This window comes from Robiginitalea marina, assembly GCF_024006985.1.
GTDB lineage: Bacteria > Bacteroidota > Bacteroidia > Flavobacteriales > Flavobacteriaceae > Robiginitalea > Robiginitalea marina.
This window is the reverse complement of the sequence record NZ_JAMXIB010000006.1, coordinates 98,338-119,679: the sequence shown is the minus strand read 5'-3', so window position 1 is coordinate 119,679 and position 21,342 is coordinate 98,338. Positions and strand designations below refer to the sequence as shown.

At 43.3% G+C, this 21,342-nt stretch carries 23 protein-coding genes; 1 reads left to right on the top strand and 22 read right to left on the bottom strand.

The features are described 5' to 3' along the window. Positions 1-193: 193 nt before the first annotated feature. The 3 genes from NG653_RS09165 to NG653_RS09155 all read right to left on the bottom strand — a co-directional run bounded on the left by NG653_RS09165 (position 194) and on the right by NG653_RS09155 (position 3,254). A complete protein-coding gene (locus tag NG653_RS09165; RefSeq protein WP_252741397.1) occupies positions 194-1,045 on the bottom strand; it encodes a hypothetical protein in 852 nt (283 codons plus the stop codon). 119 nt (positions 1,046-1,164) lie between these two features. Next, on the bottom strand, positions 1,165-2,304 hold the full coding sequence (locus tag NG653_RS09160) for a hypothetical protein (RefSeq protein WP_252741396.1): 1,140 nt from the start codon (positions 2,302-2,304) through the stop codon (positions 1,165-1,167). A gap of 470 nt (positions 2,305-2,774) precedes the next feature. Next, positions 2,775-3,254 (bottom strand): DUF6090 family protein, encoded by a 480-nt coding sequence (locus tag NG653_RS09155; protein WP_252741395.1) that lies wholly within the window; start codon positions 3,252-3,254, stop codon positions 2,775-2,777. An 82-nt stretch (positions 3,255-3,336) separates the two neighbouring features. Here NG653_RS09155 and NG653_RS09150 point away from each other — a divergent pair, with 82 nt between their 5' ends. Continuing rightward, positions 3,337-3,699, top strand: coding sequence for a hypothetical protein (locus tag NG653_RS09150; RefSeq protein WP_252741394.1), 363 nt, complete (start codon positions 3,337-3,339; stop codon positions 3,697-3,699). A gap of 42 nt (positions 3,700-3,741) precedes the next feature. On the opposite strand, the gene NG653_RS09145 is transcribed toward NG653_RS09150, so the two are convergent. The 19 genes from NG653_RS09145 to NG653_RS09055 all read right to left on the bottom strand — a co-directional run bounded on the left by NG653_RS09145 (position 3,742) and on the right by NG653_RS09055 (position 21,106). Continuing rightward, the gene (locus NG653_RS09145) at positions 3,742-4,212 is read right to left on the bottom strand and encodes a hypothetical protein (RefSeq protein ID WP_252741393.1); all 471 of its coding nucleotides are present in this window, start codon (positions 4,210-4,212) and stop codon (positions 3,742-3,744) included. Between the two features lie 64 nt (positions 4,213-4,276). Further along, positions 4,277-4,693 carry a hypothetical protein gene (locus NG653_RS09140; protein ID WP_252741392.1) on the bottom strand — a complete coding sequence of 139 codons (417 nt, stop codon included), beginning with the start codon at positions 4,691-4,693 and terminating at the stop codon, positions 4,277-4,279. A 126-nt stretch (positions 4,694-4,819) separates the two neighbouring features. Further along, entirely contained in the window at positions 4,820-5,059 is a 240-nt protein-coding gene (locus NG653_RS09135; RefSeq protein ID WP_252741391.1) for a putative signal transducing protein, read from the bottom strand. Between the two features lie 105 nt (positions 5,060-5,164). After that, positions 5,165-5,866, bottom strand: a complete 702-nt coding sequence (locus NG653_RS09130) for a VIT1/CCC1 transporter family protein (protein WP_252741390.1) — start codon at positions 5,864-5,866, stop codon at positions 5,165-5,167. Between the two features lie 8 nt (positions 5,867-5,874). Next, positions 5,875-6,888: an amidohydrolase family protein gene (locus NG653_RS09125; RefSeq protein ID WP_252741389.1), complete on the bottom strand. Its 1,014-nt coding sequence runs from the start codon at positions 6,886-6,888 to the stop codon at positions 5,875-5,877. Positions 6,889-7,242: 354 nt separating this feature from the next. Beyond that, positions 7,243-9,336 (bottom strand): acylase, encoded by a 2,094-nt coding sequence (locus NG653_RS09120; RefSeq protein ID WP_252741388.1) that lies wholly within the window; start codon positions 9,334-9,336, stop codon positions 7,243-7,245. Between the two features lie 204 nt (positions 9,337-9,540). Next, entirely contained in the window at positions 9,541-10,254 is a 714-nt protein-coding gene (locus NG653_RS09115; protein WP_252741387.1) for a DUF6090 family protein, read from the bottom strand. A gap of 437 nt (positions 10,255-10,691) precedes the next feature. Beyond that, positions 10,692-11,000: a hypothetical protein gene (locus tag NG653_RS09110; RefSeq protein ID WP_252741386.1), complete on the bottom strand. Its 309-nt coding sequence runs from the start codon at positions 10,998-11,000 to the stop codon at positions 10,692-10,694. 127 nt (positions 11,001-11,127) lie between these two features. Next, positions 11,128-11,430, bottom strand: coding sequence for a HigA family addiction module antitoxin (locus tag NG653_RS09105; protein WP_252741385.1), 303 nt, complete (start codon positions 11,428-11,430; stop codon positions 11,128-11,130). Between the two features lie 11 nt (positions 11,431-11,441). Continuing rightward, a complete protein-coding gene (locus NG653_RS09100; protein ID WP_252741384.1) occupies positions 11,442-11,723 on the bottom strand; it encodes a type II toxin-antitoxin system RelE/ParE family toxin in 282 nt (93 codons plus the stop codon). A 221-nt stretch (positions 11,724-11,944) separates the two neighbouring features. After that, complete coding sequence (locus NG653_RS09095; RefSeq protein ID WP_252741383.1) at positions 11,945-12,697, bottom strand: DUF6090 family protein; 753 nt, start codon at positions 12,695-12,697, stop codon at positions 11,945-11,947. A 152-nt stretch (positions 12,698-12,849) separates the two neighbouring features. Beyond that, positions 12,850-13,812 (bottom strand): amidohydrolase family protein, encoded by a 963-nt coding sequence (locus NG653_RS09090; RefSeq protein ID WP_252741382.1) that lies wholly within the window; start codon positions 13,810-13,812, stop codon positions 12,850-12,852. Positions 13,813-14,351: 539 nt separating this feature from the next. Beyond that, positions 14,352-14,912, bottom strand: a complete 561-nt coding sequence (locus NG653_RS09085; protein WP_252741381.1) for a hypothetical protein — start codon at positions 14,910-14,912, stop codon at positions 14,352-14,354. A gap of 128 nt (positions 14,913-15,040) precedes the next feature. After that, on the bottom strand, positions 15,041-15,430 hold the full coding sequence (locus tag NG653_RS09080) for a hypothetical protein (protein ID WP_252741380.1): 390 nt from the start codon (positions 15,428-15,430) through the stop codon (positions 15,041-15,043). Positions 15,431-16,140: 710 nt separating this feature from the next. Beyond that, complete coding sequence (locus NG653_RS09075) at positions 16,141-17,082, bottom strand: TolB-like translocation protein (protein WP_252741379.1); 942 nt, start codon at positions 17,080-17,082, stop codon at positions 16,141-16,143. An 80-nt stretch (positions 17,083-17,162) separates the two neighbouring features. Next, complete coding sequence (locus tag NG653_RS09070; protein ID WP_370281130.1) at positions 17,163-17,501, bottom strand: GNAT family N-acetyltransferase; 339 nt, start codon at positions 17,499-17,501, stop codon at positions 17,163-17,165. A 215-nt stretch (positions 17,502-17,716) separates the two neighbouring features. After that, complete coding sequence (locus tag NG653_RS09065) at positions 17,717-19,060, bottom strand: serine hydrolase domain-containing protein (RefSeq protein WP_252741377.1); 1,344 nt, start codon at positions 19,058-19,060, stop codon at positions 17,717-17,719. Then, positions 19,057-20,034: a TolB family protein gene (locus tag NG653_RS09060; protein WP_252741376.1), complete on the bottom strand. Its 978-nt coding sequence runs from the start codon at positions 20,032-20,034 to the stop codon at positions 19,057-19,059. Before NG653_RS09060 ends, NG653_RS09065 begins: the two co-directional genes overlap by 4 nt. Before the next feature lie 295 nt (positions 20,035-20,329). Continuing rightward, positions 20,330-21,106 carry a DUF2268 domain-containing putative Zn-dependent protease gene (locus NG653_RS09055; RefSeq protein ID WP_252741375.1) on the bottom strand — a complete coding sequence of 259 codons (777 nt, stop codon included), beginning with the start codon at positions 21,104-21,106 and terminating at the stop codon, positions 20,330-20,332. Between the last annotated feature and the right edge of the window lie 236 nt (positions 21,107-21,342).

The window sequence follows — 21,342 nt, the reverse complement described above, 5'->3', positions numbered from 1 at the left end:
CGAATGGCAAAAAACGGCATTTCACTAAGGTGTGGGCCTGGCTTATTGCAAAGTGCTTCTCAATCAACTGATAATACACTTCTTCCGATTTTCCAGCGGACATAAATTCCCCGGGTTAGCTCCAACCCCGTTTGTCCGGTATTTTCCGGGCGACCAGTCTACCCAGGTCGGTATCCCATGCCGGCGATTTTGGTTACCAGACTTTAATGGTGAAATTATCGACGAACATTTCCACCCTGCCTGCCGTGGGATTTGCTGTTGCCCCGACTTGTACCCGTTCGTATGTGGTTGGTTGCTGCAGGTTGAAGTCAATGCCTTCTATGGCAAAAACGTCCCTGAAAACTTGTGGGTTGGGCATATTCATGGCATTTTCATCGATAACCTCCACCCCATCGATCGTTAACCTGTTCTGTCCGGTTTCGTTGTCGGATAAGGTCATTTCCCATTCAACCGTCACCCATTGGTTTCTGGGAAAAACCAAATCGGTTTGTTGCAGGGTAGTACCCGAAATTTTACCCCTTTCGATAGTAAGATAGTCTTTTTCCCCCGAAATCATTAACCGGACCCCGGGGCATTGGTTTTCAGAGCCATAGTTGTCCCCTACATTCGGATCCCAGCACGAACAGCACTCCAAATCAATGAGCAGCAGGTTGGTCAGGGGTTCCCTGCCGCGGATTAAGAAATCGGCCCTGATGGCCACCCTGTCGCCGGATTGTATCGACAGGCCATTCTTCTCAATATCCATTTTTGACAATTGGCTGTCCGATGGGAATGCCACAATTCGCAGGGCATCTTCCCCTTCCGAAAATTCGGTGTTTGTTACCGATATTTCATTGGTGGCATTGGCAGGGTCGGTGTGTTGAAGGGTTGACCACCTGGTGTTATCTGAAGGAAAAAGTTCGTCCATAGCATTGTTTTGGGTTTCGAACCCATCCTCGAAAAGGAATTTTGCCGTCGGCGGTCCGGCCAGACTGTCTTCATCCTTATTACATCCTAAAACCAGTATAAAGGGAAGGATAAAAAGCAGGTATTGAAGTCTTTTCATACCTGATAAACGGTTTTCTCCCCGTTTTGATTGTGTCATGTCGTCCTGTGGAGGAGATGGATATGCGCAGGAATGACTTTTCAAACCCGCTCTGGGCCAATACCCATTTTTGCCAACATTTATTTTTTCGATTCGAGTTGTAGTTGCTCCCGAATATAGGCGTTGAGCTCCGATTGCTTTACCCCAAGGTGCTTCTCAATCGCCTGGTAATACGCTTCATCCGATTTTCCGGCGGACATAAATTCCCTGAGAGAGCTCCAACCCCCTTTGTCCAGTATTTTACGGGCGATCAGCCCGCCCAGGACATAGTGGTAGGACGTTTCGTGATCCAGGTTTGTTAGCCTGAGCATGTGGTTCAGGTCTGTTTCGGGGTGTTCCTGCAAATAGCGGTTTGTGCGTTTCAGGTGCCAATCCAGGGTTTTCCCACGGCTTCCGCCCAGCAGGGTCGCAAGGCCTTCGGAAACCCAGAAGTGTTTGTTTGGGAAGTGTTCGTCTATTTGAACGTGGAAGACTTCGTGGGCATAATATTCCCCCAAACCGCCGCAATACACCTTGTCGTCCGTTGCTTTGCCACCGGGCCTTGCTTCCCCGCCCATGCCGATATAATAATCCAATCCCTTTAGTTCCTGAATTTCGTCATATTCGTCAGCGAGGTAATATTCAAAGGGTTTGGGTTGCACCCCAAAGTCCTTGCAGGTTTGCCGTATAAACCCGTTCAGCTTTTGGGCCTTTTCATAGTCGAACCGGTGGTATGCCGGATAATAAAAATCCACCAGGCCAACCGTGGTACACTCCCAACTTTGCTTGTTTTCGGTCAGGGAATTGTACAGCTTATAGGTTCCGTTTTCCTTTTTGGCAACATAGTTTGCGATGGCTAAAACGTACGGGCTTCCATCTTCCCTGCAATAGGAAAATTGCGCTTTAATCCGGCAAACCCCGTTTTTGAATTTTATGCTCAGCACATGTACGGGAAACCCCATATAGAGTGAGGGCTGGAATTCGCTTTCCAAGAAGTCATAATGCTGGTGCTTCTCCTGTTCTTCCGAATTCCAAAAGGGGTTCTTCCCCTTGTTTTGGGGATTTGAAGCCAGGTAGTTTTCAAAAAGCGCCATCACCGCTTTCGTTTCCGCATGGGTGGAATCCACAAGGTGGTTGTAGGTCACCGTTTGTCCGAAAGCACTCATGCTGAAAAAAAGAAGCGCGATGAATTGACTTTTTTGGCGCAGCCCAAGGGGTGCCAATAGCAGTGTAACGTGCATTGTGTAGGGTATTCCGCTGAATGCCCTAAGATAACACTTCCGCGAAACCCGGGTATCACCGCATTTGTACTATGGGTAATCCACTATCTGTTTCAATGAAAAGCGCTTGTCCGGATTTAGTGAGCCCCCTGGGCCGGGTGAAATGAGCAGGGATTAGAGAAGAAAGCGTTTGCAAAGGAACCGAAGGCCGATGGGCTTCACAAAACACGGGGCATTTACGTTCCAGGCTCAGCTGTCCTGAGATAGGCACGGATCTCATCGGCCAAAACCCCAGATTCGGTTTGATAGGCCAGTAAGGCTGCCTTAAGCCGTGACAACATGATCCTGTACCAGCTGAGTTTATTTCTGAAAATGGGATTGTTCTCGGCATGTTGACCCAGTTTCGAAAAGTCCCTGTCGACCAATGCCAAACTGAGCCACGGTTCGTGTTCTTCCCAGTAGGCAACATTCCGGTGATAGCTCATATTTGCCTAATAGGTTCGCACCCCAATGTCGGTGGAGTGTTTTTTGTAAAAATCGGTAATCCGATTGTTCAGAACCCTGCTTTGTTCATCAACAGCCACTTTGGTTTTAAGCAGTTCAAAGCGCTCTTTGCCAATTTCGAAATCGGCGAAGGAACTGAAGGAATTAAAGAGGGAATCATTGGCAACCCATTGCCCGGGGGTAGGAGGTTCCGTGATAATTCCATGAATCACGCTGATTTTCCATTCAAAATCGGGCAGAATCTGAGCTAATCTCCCATAGTCATTCTCCAGGTCATCAAGGATGGAAACATATACTTTTGCCATTTCCGCTCTCGAAAGGCGGGATTCGTTCCAGTCATTGACCTGCAGGGCGATCAGGATTCCGATGACTACCAGGGCAATCTCCCCTAGCGCATATAAGAGGTATTTGCTGAATCGGTTTTCAGGGAGCAGTTTTTGACGCATTTGGCGGAAGATGCGGAGCATGGGTTGGGGTTGGATACCTCCTCAAAGTACGAAAAAGGAGGTTAGGGTTCTAAAAAATGGCATTTCCATCTTTTCCCTTTGGATGGTGTCTGATGGTTCCCATGCCCTCATCTCATTGGTCGCTTTTGTTGCTGCCCTGCTCACCTTCTTCTCCGGTTTCGGGCTGAGCACCCTGCTTACCCCTGTGTTTGTGCTGTTCTTTCCGCTCGACCTGGCCATTGCCTGCATTATCGATTTTACGCGGCTGTCCGTTTACGCTTCCCGGTTTGGACAGGCGGGGCTCGGGGAAAACCTGCCCCTGGTTACCTCCGCCACCTTATCCGCAATGGCCGGGGCCTACCCGGGCAATAAACTCCTGAAGAAGATCACGTTGCAGTTCCTGCAGCGCCTCGTCGCGGTGCTGCTCGTGCTGATCTCCCTGGCTTTGGGGGCGGGATTAATTTAAGGGCAACCCGTGGTAGGCTGGTCTTGCCCTAGCTTCTCTTTCTTAGGGAGAAGTTGTAATAATTGCAAAGGTCCACCCACCCCCAGGGGTGAATTTCCTGAAGAAATTTGGAGATTTAATACCGGCATATACCAATCCGGCCGCGGGAATAACAAACCAAATAGCCGTCGTATCGATCGTTGCCGCAATAATGGCTGCCATTCCGGCGGTTATTGCCCCGGCATAGATTAAGAAACTGCTGGTAAATACAGAGATTAACAAAGGGTTGCGTTTAATTTCGGCAATATCCGTTAATGCAACTTGCGCGTCATTGATGGTAATGACCTGGTTGTTTTCTACGGAAAAACGACCTGAAATCTTTTGCCCGTCCACGGTCTTGATTTTTATCCTTTTGTGTTCCTTTAGCAGGATTTCCTTTCCAGAGGTACGGTTTGTAATTTTCAGGGCCTGCTCCTGGGCGCAGATCAGGTTCACAAAGAAGACGCTCAAAATCAGCAAGGGCATTGTTTTCATAGACGTTATTTTTTGGGATTACCGGGTGCGCGCCGGGAATTACCCCCTCCGGGGTATCGATGGTTTACTCCGTTCGTTGCCAACCCTGCAGGAACTCCGCGTCCCCTTCGCTAAACGAAAATTCCAAATAATCCCCAGCGGAACTGAGCGAATAGGAATAGGTGACCGGCGTCCGGTTTTCGCGCCGGAGCGCTATGGTTTGGTTTTCGGGGTCGAGGGTAAATACGCCCTCGAAAACCCCGGTTTCATCCGTATAGGAAACCAGGCCCTCCAAATCTTCCGGGTTGCCGTCGGGGCTGAATTCAAAAAATCGGCAACATTTGGGCAGTAAATCGGAGATTCCGTTGATTGTTTCATCGGCCAGTTCCCACCGGCCCATCAGCCCGCTTTCGAATAGGGGGTCTTCAATGAAATCGGCGTCTTCGTCGCATTGGAATGCCATAAGCAAAAAGGCCAGGAGCATCAGGTTTACCTTTTTCATAGTCGCATTTTTAAGGGGGCAGGCATCAGCCCTTTTAAGGGGCAAGGTAATCGATTTGCCATTTTCGGGGGTTAAGGAATGGTGAAGGATAACCTATGACCAACAGAGCTGCGAAATCATGTGGTTCTAACTTTTTTCCTCGGTCTCCCCATCCACCTGATCTGCAAGGATTTCCCGGGCTTTTTGCAAGTCGCCTTTTTTCACTTGTAATTGGATGCCGCCCTTTAGGTGGGAATAAAAGTTCAGCACCTGCGCAGTCATTTCGTCCCTGGTGAAACACTCGATTCCGAAGGACTCCAGCTTGCTTCGGTCCACGAGGAGTTCATGTGGAGACATGTACGATTTCAGGGTGATGAGGTCATTCATGTTTTAAAGGTAACGGTCTGATGTAATGGCAGAGCGGATTTTAACAATAAAACGTCCAATGGCCCTGCCCCCAGAATCATGGTTTCAGGGGTAACCATTAAACATTTACCCAAAGAGATAACCCGCAAAGGCAGAAAGCCCCATTGCAATTGTCCCCCATACCGTAATCCTGAGGATGCCTTTCAACACATTTGAACCCCCGGTTTTTGCAGCCGTTGCTCCTAAAATGATCAGGAAAATGGTGGTAAACCCGTATAGCCAATACTCCATTCCATTTATGGGAGTAAAAAGGACCACGAAAAGCGGTAGTACGCCTCCAACCGTAAATGCAGCCCCTGACGCCAGCGCTGCCTGGATGGGGTTGGCCTTACTGATTTCATTGATTCCCAATTCATCCCGAATGTGCGTCCCCAATGCATCCGCCCGGGTCAGTTCTTTGGCCACCTGCATGGCAGTTTCACTTTTTAGCCCCCTTTTCTCATAGATTTGAGCCAATATGTTTAGCTCTTCTTCGGGCATTTCTGCCAGTTCTTTTTTCTCCCTTTCGATATCTGCTTTTTCAGTATCGGTTTGCGAACTAACCGACACATATTCCCCTGCAGCCATAGACAATGCTCCTGCCACGAGTCCTGCGACCGTTGCCAGAAGAACAGGTTCTCTTGTTAAACTTGCAGCCGCAACCCCAATAGCCAGACTGGATATAGAAATAATGCCATCATTTGCCCCCAAAACCGCAGCCCTTAACCAATTGCTCCGATGGATGTAGTGGCTGTCCAGATAGTTGTCAAGGGTTAATTTTTTATTCATAGCTGTGTTTAGTTTTTAACAGATTGATGGTGTTGATTTATTTCTTCTGTTGTTAATTCAAGAAATTCAGCAGCATTATTATAAAGAATATCACGTTTATCTTTCTCGGTCAACCAGTCAATTGAATATATTGCCTCTATATGTCCTCTTATAAATGTCATATAATCAGAGCCAAATAGAAGCCTATCTCCCAAACCCTCTTTGAAAAGCTTTTTCACAGCGCCCTCCCAGAATATTTTGGGCATAAAGTAGCTAACTGCGGAAATATCACAATAGACATTCGGGTAATCTTTCATGAGCTGGATTGCCTCATCACTGTATATGCCACAAAAATGAAATAAAATGAGTTTAAGATCTGGGTATTTTGCCAGAATTGGCCTAAGTAATTCAGGATTACTATATTCTTTGTTTATGAGATGAGACGTTTTTTTATCCCTCATCCACGGTGGCGGAGGTCCATCTGCGTGTATGCCAATGGGGATTTTAAACTCTTGTGCAATCTTCCAATAAGCATCCAGGCGTTCATCATGTGGATGGATGCCATAATACATATACATGCTTTCGCCCATACTTCGAAAACCAATCGAATCGTAAAGAACAAATAACTCTTCGTAGGTGAGGAATTCATTCACAAATGGTTCGTCAGCCTCATTTAGTTCATTATAGGGAAATGAGACGCCTCCCCAAAATCTATTGTCTTCCTTCATCCAATTCATAACATGTTGTACAGGCCCGCCGGAAAGTCCTATTACAATATTATGCTTGTCAAAGGCATTTTTAAACCAATTCAATTTTGCATGATCCAGTTTTGGGCCAGACTTTAGATCGCTTCCATATACGTCATTGCTATCAAATCCTTTAGACACATGAATGTGCACATCAATCACCGGTTGTCCCATTAAAAATTTATCCATTGCCTGTTGGTCTACTGGCTTTTCATAGATAAACAAGAAATATCCTGTGATTCCTAATACAGCCAATGCCACCAATAGTTTTCCGATAATTTTTAACGATTTCCTCATAATTCATGAAAAATTGAGCATAACGTCCGTGCAGAGCATAATGCACTTTATTCCACTTATAACCCTAAGATAGCAAATCGATTAGGTTCTGGAATCAATCTGTTTTTCTCAGTTGCTTCTGGTTTTGTTTTCAGTGGAAAGGGCAGCTCGGTTTTTGTCAGGAGGGCTTTACCTGTAAAGGTAAGGATGGTTGCCCACCGCCATTGCCGACGGGCAACGTAAACATCTAAGGCGAGGAAAACTTCAAGGCATGCCTTTGCACGCGTTAACCCCTGGCGCAATCGCCAAAGGCAACACGCGGCGCGATACAGGCCGTTGCTCATCTGGTCGGCACGGTCCCGGGCCCGAGGCGGTTTATTTTAGCGGGTTGTCTGAAAAGCCGCTGGCGGACCTGATTTCGGTTTTTTCAAGATGCCCTTTGAGTTGTGCCTCGGTAAACCAGGCGTCGCGGAGTTCCTTGCGCGAAAACAACTCCAACTGGTCGCCGTTGTGGGGGGAACCTTTTTCCGTGGCGTTCCCATAGCTCAACAGTACTTTGGCCCTGACGCTATCGGCGAATTCGATGACCCCGACCCAGGAATCGCCCCCGCCGACATACATATGGGTGTCGTCGGCCCTTCCGGGCCAGGCCACCCTTACGATCCCTACGGAACCGTCGCCGCCGTTTGCGGGCAAATCTTTTCCATTGTAGGAGATGCGGTAATACTCACCCCAGGGGACATCCATCCGGCCGAAACGCTTCTCCAACTCTTCAGCCGCTTCCTCCAGCAAGGTCACCGCCCGCGCCGGATCTGCCAGGCCGTCCGGGGTGGTGTCGGGCGATTCAAAATTCCAGGCAGTGCTGTAATTCGCCTCGCGCCTCACCCCAAACTTGCGGGCCCAGGTGTAAAACAAGACCATGCCTTTGCTGTCTGCGTCGGCTTCCCGGTCCCATTGTTCAAGGACGGCCTTGGCGGCGAGCGCCTTTTCGGACCCGGATTGTTCCACGGCCGCAAACAGGTCGTCCAGGATGCGGTCGGCGAATTCTGAACGGGTGGAAAGCTTATAATCGATCAGCTCATCGTAGGTAACCGAGGCATCTTCGGAGAGCATCCGGGCCGACCGCTGGGGCCTGAAGCCCATGGTTTGGGGCGCCATGTACGGGGGGAAATCCTTCGGGTCCAGGGCCGTGGGAAGGGTACTGGTCCAAGGCGGGTCGTTTGAATTCTGCAACCACCCTGTGGCAGGGTTCCTTAGTTTGGGCAGGTCGGCATACGGGTGTACTTCCGTCCAGATATCCGAAGCACGGCCGCCCGGGATAATGCGGTCCCAATAGTCCCAATCGCCGGTGCTGCGTTTCGGGACCAGGCCGTTGAACAGGTAAAAGATGTTCTTTTCCCGGTCGGCGTACATGACGTTCCAAAAGGGGATTTGCGCCATTTTCAGGGCCGACTCGAATTCTTCGAAGGTTTCGCTGTTGATCATCCGCCACCATTGCAGGAACATATCGGGCCGGTCGAGCCCGACCAGCCGCAAGGCCAGCACTTTGTCGTCGGTGCCGCTGACCACCGGGCCGTGGACCGTACTGCGCAGGGTCAGGGTGGTGTCTGCCACCTGCCCATCATCGCCACGGATGCCCAGGGTAGCCGTCCGAACCTCAAATTCCCTTCGTTCCCCGTCGAGCAAATACCCCCCGTCTTTCACCTCCAGCTCATAGGTATCGGCATTGTCGATGGTATTGTCGGTATGGCTCCAACCCAGGTGGTTGTTAAACCCGATGGCAATCCCCGGGAACCCCACCAGGGTGGCCCCATACATCCGTTTATCCTTCAGGTTCAGCTGCGATTCGAAGAAGAGGAATTCGCGCCACCAGGGCAAATGGGGGTTCTGTACCAGCATGGCATTCCCCGAGGCCGAACGCGAGGGCCCCACAGCATAGGTGTTCGACCCCATATCGGGCCATTGCTGGATACGGCCGAGGTCTTCCCCGCCGATAAACAGGGTAAAGACGATGTACATGCCGTGCATGTTCAGGTCTTTGGTGGTCAGGGGCAAAACCGCTTTGTTCTTCGCATCGATTTGATCGGGATGCGCTTCGGCATAGGCGTTCATCCCATCCACAAAACTTTGGAAGATCGTGCGGGTCTGCGGGTCCTGTTTGGTTTCCCACTGGTCGGCCAGCGCGCTGAAGCCCATGGTATGGATGAGCAGGTCGTTCCCCAGTTTTTCGGCCCCCCAGTATTCCGCGCCCTTTCCCCGGGCACTCCCATAGAGGTCCAGGATCAGGTTGGCGTGGTTGTGCATTTGTGCCCATCCCTGGGCAAAGAACAGTTCTTCTTCGGAGTTGGCCGAAATATGCGGCACCCCCCAGGTATCCCAGGCAATTTGGGACGGGGTGTCCCCGCTGCGGGAACAGGAGGAGGCCATAAGGCTCAGGATGGCAAGGGCTGCGAAAAGGATGGTTTTCATAAGGGTTGGTTTTTCAGGGTCCCGGACGGGGTCTTTAAATGTAGTGAAATTTAGTTTCTGACGGGAACATTCCCCGAAATTAGGGGGTTGCAGCGGGGCCCCTCCGGGGGCGTTCCCCGGAATTTGATCGTTTGATTGGGGTTATCTTTCCTTCCTGCGGTTGGAGCACATCCCGGGGGTGGGTTACAGTTTCTTATACTGCATTTAATTTGGATTTCGCGTACGCTCAAGAATTACATCCATTGCCGTCATTACTTTTTCAAGTTCACTCTGCGATTCCCCATTCATTTTATCGGAGAAGCCGCCCAAAATTTCTTCCAGTATCCGCTTCTTTCTGGCAATAAGGTTGAGGTATTGGTCCAATTGCTTTTGGTCAAAATTTAAAACGGCATCAAACCGTTCTTCCTCATGGTACAGTTTAAAATGTTGTATACTGAAGGGGACCACATAATTTACCGTAAACTCCCGCATTTCTTTTTCCTCTTCCAGATAATCATCAACCAGATCCTGCCAGCCAATTAAAACTTCTCTAAGCGCTACATCCTGAATAAGGTCGATAGCTCCTGTGCTTATTAATGATTTCAGGCTGCTTTGAGAAGGATCATAGGTGTAAGATACCCTGGACCAAAGTGAATGATGCCGAAGGGAGTCAAGCGCAACCGTTTTAAAGGGTTGATGGGAAATCATCCAGATGCAACTGCTTAGCGATTTTTCATGAAACCCTTTTATCCGCAAAAACTGTGCTTTGTTCTCTGTAAATTCAACGTGTATTTGTTCCAGAAAAACCGCTTCCTTTTTTTTGTCCTTTCTGATTTCATTCCAGTTGTTAATTTGAAGCGCAATCAGAATTCCAATCACCACCAGTACAATTTCACCTATGGCGTAGGTTAGGTACCTGCCTGTTTTTCCCGTTTCCATAAGGTCGAATCGTATTTTTCTAAAGAATTTTAGCATGGGGTGGTGGTTGGTCCCGATAGCTATCGGGAATGAAGCGCAACTTATGTTTAAAGTGCATTATGCACTTTATTCCACTTATAGCTCTAAGATAACAAATCGGTTAGGTTCCGGTATCACTCTGCTATCCTCAGTTGGTTTCGGTTCTGTTTTCGGCGGAAAGTGTTATTTAAATCTGTCAGAAGCACTTTGAAAGTGCAAGGAAGTATTACCGCCCACTGCGACTGCTGACTGGTACTTTAAAGATAAAGCCGGGATTCTTTTCATTCCTCTGGTCGGAAAATATCCGGGGTGGGGGGATTGCCTTGCGCGGGGGACGGGATTATTAGAAGTGAATTAAGAGGAAAAAGTGAAAGGTGGGGAAGAGGGCGGAATGGGGCATGCCCGATATTATAAACTGTTTAAAGGATTTTAGGAATAATACGCATTGCCATTATAATAGTTGAGATTAAATATAATATGCCCAAACCATTACCGAGGAGGGCAATCATAAATTTTGCATTCTTCGCTTCTTTCCTACCCTTATAAAGTTGAATCATTCCACGGACAGCTGTGACCATTGCGATTAGCATTGTGATTCCCACAACAATAGTTATTGCCCCGGGCCCTGAAGGGTCCTGAAATAAAAGGTAAAGTAAAAATCCAATAACGAGCAGAACTAAAGTCACAAGTGAATTCTTGTACGATTTTGCGATATAAGATTGCTCCATAGTAATAGTTTATAACGTCATTGGCCGCGGTTAGACGCCTTCAAGCCAGAACCATCCGGGTTGCTTTGTTAGTGTCTAAAATAGCAAATAATACCAGGCTGAATATGGCGATTGGCCATCAGCGTTGTCAGGCAACGTTTTTATTCTCAAACTTTTGAATTTGGTCAAATTCATCCTTTTTCTCGGCCCTTTCCTCTTCGATGTCATAATCATCTTGAAGTCCAAGCCAGAACTTTGCAGAATTCCCAAAATATTTGCTCAGGCGCAGCGCAGTATCTGCTGTGATTCGGCGATTCCCTTTAATTATCTCCGAAATCCTTGTTTGGGGGATCTTCAGGTCTTTTGAAAGCCGGTATGCAGATATTTCCAGAGGCTCCAGAAATTCGAATTGTAGAATTTCACCAGGATGTACGTTTGCTAACTTTTCCATATCGGTCATTTTTAATGATAATCAACAATTTCCACTTCACTTGCGTTTCCTTTATGCCATTTGAAAATAATTCGCCATTGATTGTTTATTCTAATACTGTAAAAGGCCTTAAGGGTTCCGCTAAGTTTTTCAAGTCGGTTTGAAGGTGGAATTCGCAAATCTGCAATATCCCGTGAATTATTCAACATCCTTAATTTCCTTCTTCCAAGGTTCTGTATGGCAATGGGCATTTTTTTGACTCGGAAACCATTCCAAATTTGTTCGGTTTGTTTCGAGCCAAAAGAAACGATCATAATTACGCGTTACGTTACCAACGTCAAAGGTAGGTAAATATTTTAAAGCTGAGAAGGATTACGGGAAATGTTGGCTAACGGTCCTGGGTATGAGTAGTTGCGTGGGTTAGCGCTTAACTTTGCAAGTACATACGATACTGAAAGTCCGCCTCCCGATACCTACCGGGATTCAGAAGTAAGCGAGAACGGCGCCATTACGTATAGCCATTATTGTGCTTTCGTTATTTTTTTAATTCGGATTTAATCAAGTCTAAAATTTCCAGGATTCTCAGACGTAAGGCCTCAGATTGGAGATTTGCAGCTTTATTCAAAGTAATAGCGCTCCCAACTATACCTTCCAGCTTCCTACTGCTTAATATTTCATTCAAGGGAGCACCCAGCTTTGAGGTTCCAACTTCAATCTTATAGGACTCCTGGTTATGATCTAATAGCCAAAGATGTTGAGAATCGTTCATAAAACTATTAGAGACATCTCTGCCCAAGCCTAGTTCTGACAGAATTAAATCAAATTCACCATTTACAGAATTACTCCAGGTCGTTTCAATTTCGCGGACCCCTACAACATCTGACGACCAATTGGATAGTAAGCGTTTTAATTTGTGGTTTCGAATTAGAATTAAATTACCTGAACTTGTTAAGTCATTCTCTATTGGGTCGTAAGTTGGGTCATGGAAAGCATTCGCAAGTTCTTTAACAAGACTGTCACGAATAACTCCAGCGGGTTGGTCAAAAGCCTTTAATAGTTGCATTGCCGAATAAATTATCCTGTCCCGGGTGGTCATTTTTTCTTCCAGTTGGATAAGATTGGCCTGGTAATCTTCCTGTAGTTGTTTGAGGATAACCTGTTCTCTTATTCGGTCCTTTCTTCGTTCGTTCCAATTATTTACTTGTAGGGCAAGGAGAATACCTATCATCACTAGAATAATTTCACCAATGGCATATTTTAAGTACTTCCCTGTTTTGCTTTTCTCCATAAGGTCGTATCGGATTTTTCTAAAATATTTTATCATTGGTTAGTGGTTGATCCCGATCCCGATAGCTATCGGGATCGGGAATGAAGCACAACGGTTTGGGTATGGTGGGTGTCCCGAAGGGCATGCACTATACGCGTTGTTGTGAGCAGTAATTATTTAGATTTTAATTCCTTTATTCTTTCTTCCGATAAATTCAAAAACTCTGCAGCATTATTGAAGAAAATATCTTCCTTTTGCTCTATTGTCAGAAACTCAGCAGAATTTACTGCATCCACAGCAATGTCAATTGTCTCTGGCCAAACCATTTGGTCAGTTCCAAACATTATTCTATTGCCAAATCCAGAATCAATTAATCCTTTGAGGAAATTGTGAAGTTCTTTTGTTGGTAATATCCAATCTATTGCAGCAATGTCCAGATACAATTGTGGATGAGCATATAACATAGCTTTCATATCCTCTAAATAAGGCCAGCCACCATGCATTACAAATACTTTTAGTTTAGGATGACTCACAAGTATTTCTTCCAATTGTATCGGATTTGCATTTCTCACTCTGACTCTATCCATACCCATATGATAAATTCCTCCAGGTGGTCCACCAGGCATAATATGGAATCCCACAGGAAGATTTAGTTCCTCCGCCAAATCAAAAAACGGTTTCTGACTTTCATCATCCGCTGTTATTCCGCCATAAAACGGGTTCAGTTCACCTATCGCAGAAAGAGTTCCATTTTCAGCCATATTCCTTAAACTGTCCAAAGGCATATTTCTACCACTAATAAGAATTTTGTCAGGTGCCTCCTCAAACCATAGTTGTCCATCTGAAGTTAAAGCGAGAACTATATTATTCTTTTCAAATTTCTTAAAGGATTCTACTCTTTGTTCTTCAGGGGTCTGAACTCCTTTGTAAGTCTCATTTTTTAATGGATTAGGATGATTCATTCCGAACATCATTCCACCAATTTCCTCATTGTAGGCGTGAATGTGCATATCAATGATTGGTCCTTTGTAAAGCTCATTTACTTTTTCATTACCAGTCTTTAATTGTTGGTCTTCATTTTTACAACTATAGATAATAAACATTAAAATAAATAGTGTTATGATTCTAGTTTTCATATGGTTGGTTTTATTGCTCACAACGGATGTGTATAGTGCATTATGCACTTTATTCCACTTATAGCTCTAAGATAACAAATCAGTTAGGTTCTGGTATCACTCTGCTATCCTCAGTTGGTTTCGGTTCTGTTTTCGGCGGAAAGTGTTATTTAAATCTGTCAGAAGCACTTTGAAAGTGCCAGGGAGTATTACCGCCCACTGCGACTGCTGACTGGTAGTTTAAAGATAAAGCCGGGATTCTTTTTTTTCCTCTGGTTGGAAAATATCGGGGGTGGGGGGAAGGCTTTGCGCGGGGGGCGGGATTGATTAGAAGTGAATTTAGAGGAAAAAGTTAAAGGTGGGGAAGAGGGCGGAATAGGTAGCTCAGTTTTTTGTCAGCCTTTCGTTAATCATCTAATTCATCTTTAATGAGTCGAAGAACTCTCTGGTTCCTTTCAACCGCTGAATACGTAATAAGCAGCCTCGAACTTTGCTGCGCCATAAGGCCAGCCGTTACTATAATTCATTGTTAGGATCGGAATTGCTTTCCATGGATTAAATCAGCTTACCCATATCAGGATTGCCCCAATCCATTTCCAGCTGCTATCTTCCATTAGGGCATAAATATTTATTTGTCCCCCGCCGCATTCAATGCCACAGAAATTTTCAACATACATCAATGCTGCCTTTTTATCCTTTGAAAATAGTGGCCAGGAAATCTTGTATGTTTGAAACTCGGGAAAACGTTGCGGTTGTTCAGACCTGTTATCATGTATAAGCAAATATTTCCTGTCAATTGAAAGGTGCTTTTCATTCAGTCTTTTTCGGTTTCTGGACTCCTCAACCTGACTTTCCATAAAACCGAGGTCAACCCGATTAAATATTGTGGTGTCAGCGCTAAAGCTCCTGGTCAGAATATTTTGTTTAAGAAAATCAAGATTGAGCAGATCACCGGCTTTAAAGTGCCTGTTGTTGTAGGGAATCAAATCTAAATCCAGCTTATAATCTTCTTCTTTCTCTTCAAATATCTGTGATATAAGCCCATAAACGTTATCCTCTGATACCATCTGGCCAGGTGCGAAAACAGGAAAAAGAATGAAAAGCAGTAACGAGATCTTCATGGCTTTTGCTGCTACCGCCCTGGATACCGGGTGTTTCCAGCGGTTTATTTCAGATCAATTTAGGAAATTTCTTCGGGGTGTGTGATAGACCCGAATGGGGTATGCGCGTTGTTGTGGTTAGTATTGAATTAATAGAGCACTTCATCTGAATCTTTCATGAATACATCAAGTACCACAGAATCTTTAGGCAATATTTTAAAGTTGTTTATGACTATAGTTTTTTTGCCAATAAAGCTTATTTTGATATCTAGCTTTGAATTACTAGTCGGTCTAATTACTGTTTCTTTAATGCTATCATTTTCCACTTTTGGTTCAAAAACGATATCGTTTACAATTACATAAGCAGGTATTGCACTTCTTTTGTTTCTAAAGTCGAAATCATAACACTTTACGACTAAAGATGGAAAACCATATTTATTTCTAGCTTGATATGTTTTTACTGAGATATCTGAGGTAAGACCTCTTGGTGACTTACACGAAATGAACAACAATAAAAAGATTAGTGATTGATATTTCATGACTAATAAAAAGCGGTAAATTATATTAACCACAACGGTCTCGGCTATGCGTAGTGCGGGATTTCATGGCACTTCACTTTCCGGTTACCAATATGTTTGTTAATGTTCTCTAAATATAAAGTTAGCACTAAACCCCGGCTTAAGTATAGCTATTGTTAGCGATTAATTATACCCCTACTTATGAACTCTTTTAGGTATGCTGTTTTTTCAAAACAGTCCATAGCAAAACTGACATTACCATCGTCAGCAGTGCAAACAGTTGCTCTGTAGCTGATTTTGCTAGCACATTTCCAACCGTATTTAGGATAAACAGCACCAGAAATGCCCAAAGAGAGAAGTTTACAACTTTTGAAGTAAGAAGCGGTCGTATAAATGATCCTTTTATCATTAGAACTACTGTCAAATAAATGGAGACTATTATCGAAATGCACTCAAGCATATACATTTCACTATCACTACCTAATCTTCCTCCCCATATTATGTCTTGTGGTATGATCTTTAGGAGTACACTTATGTGAAATAGGGTAAGAGGAATTAAGATCGAAAGTAGAAATCGAATAGCTAATTTTGGCTTCAAAATATGCTTGTAACTCATTTTTTATTATTAACGCCTGATCATAGATATTGCTTCATACCCTCATAACTAGCTGTTATTCCCATCTTTTCATTAAGGCGCACTCTTTATTTTTTTCTTTTGATTCAAACTTTAATTACATTTTTTTAAAAATCTCAGTAGAATTGACCCAGTATACTTTGCCTTTCATAACACCTGTCCATCCGCTATTTGATGGATAGCTATATCTTTTGGAAAAGAAAAAATATTTATTGTCGGGTGACATATAAGGACAATAATAAACCCAGTTTTCATCTATAGTTTCACCAAGGTCAAAAACAGTAGGTCTCTGCCACTTGCCATTTTTTTTGAATGAAACTGCAAAGCCCCTTTCATCAGTATAGGTATTAGCAGTGATAAGGAAACTTTCATCTGGTGAAACATAAGTACCTCTTTCTCCTTTTTCAGAATTTACTTCTGCGCCAATATTTACTGGTGTATCAAACTTTCCATTTCCTAAGTATTGCGCACGATAAATATCTCTTCCTCCTAAACCACCAGGTCTATCAGATGTAAAGTATAAACTACCGTCTGAAACCACAACAGGGTATGATTCTGCATATTCCGGAGTTGATATAGGCTGTCCAACCTTAGTAGCTAATTGCCATTTCCCATCAACTTTTTGACTTTTATAAATATCAGGTTTAGATTTTTTCAACCGGTCCTCTGGACTTATCCCCAGAAAATACATTGTATTTCCATCTTGGCTGATGGAAGGATCAATGGCAACTGACTCTTTCTCGTGATCAGCAAACATTTGTAAAGGTTTTGGTGAACTCCAATGACCATCAATGAACTCAGAATGATGGATAACAAATTTCTTATTGATGATTCTTGTGAAAAATACTTCTGTAAAAGAAGTGTTAAACACTGTATTTATTTCAATACTGTCGGTGTTAACAATTGATGATGCAAATACTTTGGGAGTAGATGTAGGAGGTGCTTGATCTAAATACGATTGATTAGAATTAGTTTGCGTACAGCCAAGCAACATTAAATGAAGTCCAATTACGAGCAATAGGAAATGTTTTTTATTCATTTGGTGTTTATGTTGGTTCTGAGGGATTACTACAGGTTAAAAAGTAAGTATTGTTAATTTGAGCATACCATTCACATGCTCTATAAATGCATTTTCATTCCTTCGTGTGTGGCCTTAAATCCAAGAGATTCATAAAAACGTATGGCATCAGGTCGCTTTTTGTCTGTTGTTAGCTGTAGCACATGGACACCATTTTCTTTGGCTCTGAAAATAGCCCATTTCAAGATCTTAGTACCCAGCCCAGTTCCTCTATAATTTTTATGGATACGTACTGCCTCCATCTGGGCTCGAATTCCGCCCTGATAAGTCAGATACTGTATGAATGAAAGCTGCATGGCACCAATGATCTCACCCTGCTCGTTCTCAACCACTATGAGTTTCTGATTGGAATCCCTATCAATCTTATGGAAAGCCTCAATGTAGGAAGAGGGTAGTGGTAGCTAGTAATCTTCCCGGATGCTTCCGAGCTTGTCATCAGCTAGCATTGCTATAATTAGTGGTACATCAATCTCTTTTGCTTTTCTGATCATCATTTGAGCTCTATTATTGAAGTCAGTTTTATAAATAATACTATTTCGATGTGGATAAATCCCGTAGCCCAAAGAGCATAGTGCATGTGCCGTATTTTAGGTGGTTATTCTTTTTTGTAGACACCCCTATAATCGCCTTGCTCAAAAATCAATTGGTTTCCATCATCCGAAAAAGTAAACGAGATTGATTCTGCATAAAGTTGTTCTAAAACAAACCTATTATTGCCCCTATAAACTAATGGTGCTTTGAATTCATTTTTTATGAAATTGACTAAAACATTGTTGTCTTGAATGAAAACACATTGATCTTCAGGGTCATTTTCAGAAATATAAACTCCTACAAACTGTGCAACTTCTTCTTCAGAAATGGTGACTTCCTGTTTTCCCAAATAGGCTTTCAAGATTTCAGAATATACTTCCTCAATAGGCATGGATGATGCATTTGAGCTTATAGTTAAGGCTACATCAAGATCCATAAAGTAAATGCTATTGGCTGTAAAACCATCGATATTTCCACCATGCCCATACCCAGACTGATCATGAATATTATATCTGAAAATACCCATGCCATGATTGCGAATAATAGTGGTCATTTTCTCTATCGATGCTGAAGAAATTAATTGACCCTTCATCAAGCCTCTAAAAAAGATGTTTAGATCTGATGGAGTTGAAAGTAGTGAGCCACTACCCTTAGCGATGGATAAATGAGTTTCAGGGAATAATTTCCATTCTCCATTTTCTGAAGTGTATGAGAAGCTTTCGTTATGATCTGAATGAGTGGTTTTACCCACATAGGTATCTTGAAGCCCAAGCGGTTTGATGATGTTTTTTTCTAATAAGTTTTCGTAGCGATCGTCATAAACGAGCTCAAGCAGTTGTGCAAGTAAAAAGTAATTGGAGTTACTGTACTCGGTATTTTCACCTGGCTCAAAATTTCTATCAAGACTGATAATCACATTCATTAAATCTTTTGAAGATTGATTTTGAGTGCGATTATCCCAAAAATACTGGTCTTTGGTATAGCTCATAATTCCACTTTGATGGTGCAATAAGTGAGCTATAGTGATTTTGTCTCCATCTAATAATGTCGGAAAGAAACTATCAATTGTTTGATCAAGTTGAATTTTGCCATCTTCAATTGCTTTAAAGACAAGGACAGCAGTAAAGACTTTTGTAATAGAGGCAATTCTGTATTTTGTGTTTTTATTCGCTTTTATCTCACTTTCAAGGTCGCTGTAACCTATCGCATTGGAATATACAACTTCACCATTCTCTGAGAGAGACACACTTCCCATGAATACTTTATCCTTTGCAAGATTCGTCAAAAAACTGTCTATTTCAACCGCGTAGTTATTTCTTGATTGCGTTTCTGTTTTCTGTGGCTTGTCGTTTTCTTTACAAGAAAACACCAGAGCAAGTGTTACCAGAATTAATATTTTGTTATTCATTTTTTTGAATTGTTTTTACTTTGAAACTCTAATTGTGCTTTTATAGGCTGGAATTCTATCCAATAAATATTTCCCTTGTTTTCATCACCTCTATGGAAAAACAGGTACTTCTGATCGGGAGAAACACTCGGGCACATTTCAGTTAGAGGGGTATTTACTTGAGGTCCCATATTCAATGCTTTCGTCCAGTGACCCTTTCGGTTGAAACTGATGTATAAGTCACTGCCACCTTGACCTGAGTCACGTTTTGCATCGTAGATGAGGTAGCTTTCATCAGGTGCTATATAAGAATGGGCTATATATTTGCCCTCAAAGTTGATGGCACTTCCCATTCTTTCAATTGGCTGATACTTTCCTTCTTGATTGATAGACTGATAGATTACCCAGTCTTCAGGTTTGTCGCCTTTTTCTCCGGTAGTGAAGAAGAGATTTCCCTTTTCTGAAGAAGTTAAGTACATAATTACTGACTTATCAATGAATGGGCTTTCTAATGGAACCGGATTACTCCATCCGTTTAGACTTCTCACACTATACCATTGGTGCAGTCCATTAGATGTAGAGGAATCTGGCAGAGGTCGGGTACTTCCAAAAAAGAGTCGCGTTCCCTGAGGGTTGATTTGTGGCTCAAAGTCCCATCCAGATTTAGCCTTAAAAAACACAGGTTCCGGATCTGTCCAATGACCTTCCACCAGTTGCATCGTCATAATCTCATTGTTCGAGTCAGGCTGCCTCCTGGTCCAAAATACTTCGTCCATTGCCGGTGTGAAAGTGATCGCAAACTCAAAGGCATCTGTTGAGATTTTTCCTTCACCAAAAACTACTGCCTCATCATAGGCAGGTGACTGACTAAGCGAAATCAATCTCGACTTTTTTGTAATATGATTGGAACACCAAATAACAATCAATCCGACTGCTAAGAATATAGTGGTTCGAGTAAACAGGCTCGTATTTTTAAGCAGGTTTGTAGATCTCATTTTATTTCAAAAATCAAGTATATTAGGCTGCTATAAGAACCTATTTGAGGTTGTGTACTTTTATGCGGAATGGTTTTAAACCCAGATAAAACAGCATCCCCAGCAAGGTTCCACAATATTGAATGGTTTGATATTCATTTACTTGGCAAACATCATTTAGATTCAATTCCTGTTTCAACTAACTGCTGAGCACTATAAGTGCTACACTGAATTAGCCAAGGAGCTTGGTGATAGCAGAGCATTGGTGACTATGATTTTAGGTGGAGTTATTTTTTTGTGAATTATTTTATTCATGTTAATAACCAGCCAATTCAAAAATCTCAGTCGGACTTAACTCACTCAAGGCCAATATACTTTTGCTTGATTTCTCCATTGCTTTTCTGATTATATAATTGCCTGTTCTATAGCCAATGTAGCTTCTACCATCAGGGTGTATTCCCGATACCCATGTCATATAATCGGCTTCTTTTGGCAGTTGTAGGATTTCATCTACCCAAGCATCGGTAACATCGGCTTTAGAGTTCACCACTTCTGACTCTCCTGTATATTCTTCAGCAAAAACTACCGCCAATCCTTCATTTATTGCTGCGATATCTATACCCTGTTCAAATTCATTTTGCTCAATAGACCAGCCTCGTTGAACATGATGTAATTCGTGCCATAGCAAGCTCTTTAAACCATCTTGCCCTGCTTTAACTACCCCTCCAGGATATTGACTTGAAAGATCAACTTGAATTAACGCGTTCATCTTATGCCTTAAAGTCATCCCCGAGACACCTTTGACTATATCCAGATTGTGATCTACTATATTAACTTTATACATAATGGTATCTGGAAGCTTTGTTAATACCATACTCACCTGATTTGTATGTTGAGTTAGTGCTTTTTCTATCACACTTTTCTCTTCTAGTGTTAGTGTTGTATCTGAGGTATATGTAAAAAGAACCGTTTTAACCTCGGGTAATTTTTCTGAGCTATTTGGGTTTAATTGAACATCTATTCCAATAACTAAAAATGAAAGAATAATTGATGTTATAGCCGTGAATGTGTTCATTAAGTGCCTTAGATTCATGATATTGAGTTTATGCGTGTAGTTTTTAGTTCGAATTAAAATTGTACATTTTAAGTAATTCACCGCTAGCACTCAACTCTTGATAATCGGATAATTGAGTAGTTGAAATGACTAAATACTCTACTTTTCGATCGACATTCTGGAAGACCCTAAAAAGATCAGGCCAACGATTAAGATCATTGCGTCTCTATAGAGTCGGCCTGTTTCTTTAATACATTCCATCGATTTATTACCCC

Excerpts from the sequence above, each read along its gene's own strand:
- NG653_RS09155 (WP_252741395.1), bottom strand. The coding sequence starts at position 3,254 with ATGCTCCGCATCTTCCGCCAAATGCGTCAAAAACTGCTCCCTGAAAAC.
- NG653_RS09060 (WP_252741376.1), bottom strand. The coding sequence starts at position 20,034 with ATGAGATCTACAAACCTGCTTAAAAATACGAGCCTGTTTACTCGAACC.
- NG653_RS09150 (WP_252741394.1), top strand. The coding sequence starts at position 3,337 with ATGGTGTCTGATGGTTCCCATGCCCTCATCTCATTGGTCGCTTTTGTT.
- NG653_RS09115 (WP_252741387.1), bottom strand. The coding sequence starts at position 10,254 with ATGGAAACGGGAAAAACAGGCAGGTACCTAACCTACGCCATAGGTGAA.
- NG653_RS09080 (WP_252741380.1), bottom strand. The coding sequence starts at position 15,430 with ATGAAATATCAATCACTAATCTTTTTATTGTTGTTCATTTCGTGTAAG.
- NG653_RS09160 (WP_252741396.1), bottom strand. The coding sequence starts at position 2,304 with ATGCACGTTACACTGCTATTGGCACCCCTTGGGCTGCGCCAAAAAAGT.
- NG653_RS09140 (WP_252741392.1), bottom strand. The coding sequence starts at position 4,693 with ATGAAAAAGGTAAACCTGATGCTCCTGGCCTTTTTGCTTATGGCATTC.
- NG653_RS09165 (WP_252741397.1), bottom strand. The coding sequence starts at position 1,045 with ATGAAAAGACTTCAATACCTGCTTTTTATCCTTCCCTTTATACTGGTT.
- NG653_RS09125 (WP_252741389.1), bottom strand. The coding sequence starts at position 6,888 with ATGAGGAAATCGTTAAAAATTATCGGAAAACTATTGGTGGCATTGGCT.
- NG653_RS09130 (WP_252741390.1), bottom strand. The coding sequence starts at position 5,866 with ATGAATAAAAAATTAACCCTTGACAACTATCTGGACAGCCACTACATC.
- NG653_RS09105 (WP_252741385.1), bottom strand. The coding sequence starts at position 11,430 with ATGGAAAAGTTAGCAAACGTACATCCTGGTGAAATTCTACAATTCGAA.
- NG653_RS09095 (WP_252741383.1), bottom strand. The coding sequence starts at position 12,697 with ATGGAGAAAAGCAAAACAGGGAAGTACTTAAAATATGCCATTGGTGAA.
- NG653_RS09085 (WP_252741381.1), bottom strand. The coding sequence starts at position 14,912 with ATGAAGATCTCGTTACTGCTTTTCATTCTTTTTCCTGTTTTCGCACCT.
- NG653_RS09120 (WP_252741388.1), bottom strand. The coding sequence starts at position 9,336 with ATGAAAACCATCCTTTTCGCAGCCCTTGCCATCCTGAGCCTTATGGCC.
- NG653_RS09065 (WP_252741377.1), bottom strand. The coding sequence starts at position 19,060 with ATGAATAACAAAATATTAATTCTGGTAACACTTGCTCTGGTGTTTTCT.
- NG653_RS09055 (WP_252741375.1), bottom strand. The coding sequence starts at position 21,106 with ATGAATCTAAGGCACTTAATGAACACATTCACGGCTATAACATCAATT.
- NG653_RS09100 (WP_252741384.1), bottom strand. The coding sequence starts at position 11,723 with ATGATCGTTTCTTTTGGCTCGAAACAAACCGAACAAATTTGGAATGGT.
- NG653_RS09090 (WP_252741382.1), bottom strand. The coding sequence starts at position 13,812 with ATGAAAACTAGAATCATAACACTATTTATTTTAATGTTTATTATCTAT.
- NG653_RS09145 (WP_252741393.1), bottom strand. The coding sequence starts at position 4,212 with ATGAAAACAATGCCCTTGCTGATTTTGAGCGTCTTCTTTGTGAACCTG.
- NG653_RS09110 (WP_252741386.1), bottom strand. The coding sequence starts at position 11,000 with ATGGAGCAATCTTATATCGCAAAATCGTACAAGAATTCACTTGTGACT.
- NG653_RS09075 (WP_252741379.1), bottom strand. The coding sequence starts at position 17,082 with ATGAATAAAAAACATTTCCTATTGCTCGTAATTGGACTTCATTTAATG.
- NG653_RS09135 (WP_252741391.1), bottom strand. The coding sequence starts at position 5,059 with ATGAATGACCTCATCACCCTGAAATCGTACATGTCTCCACATGAACTC.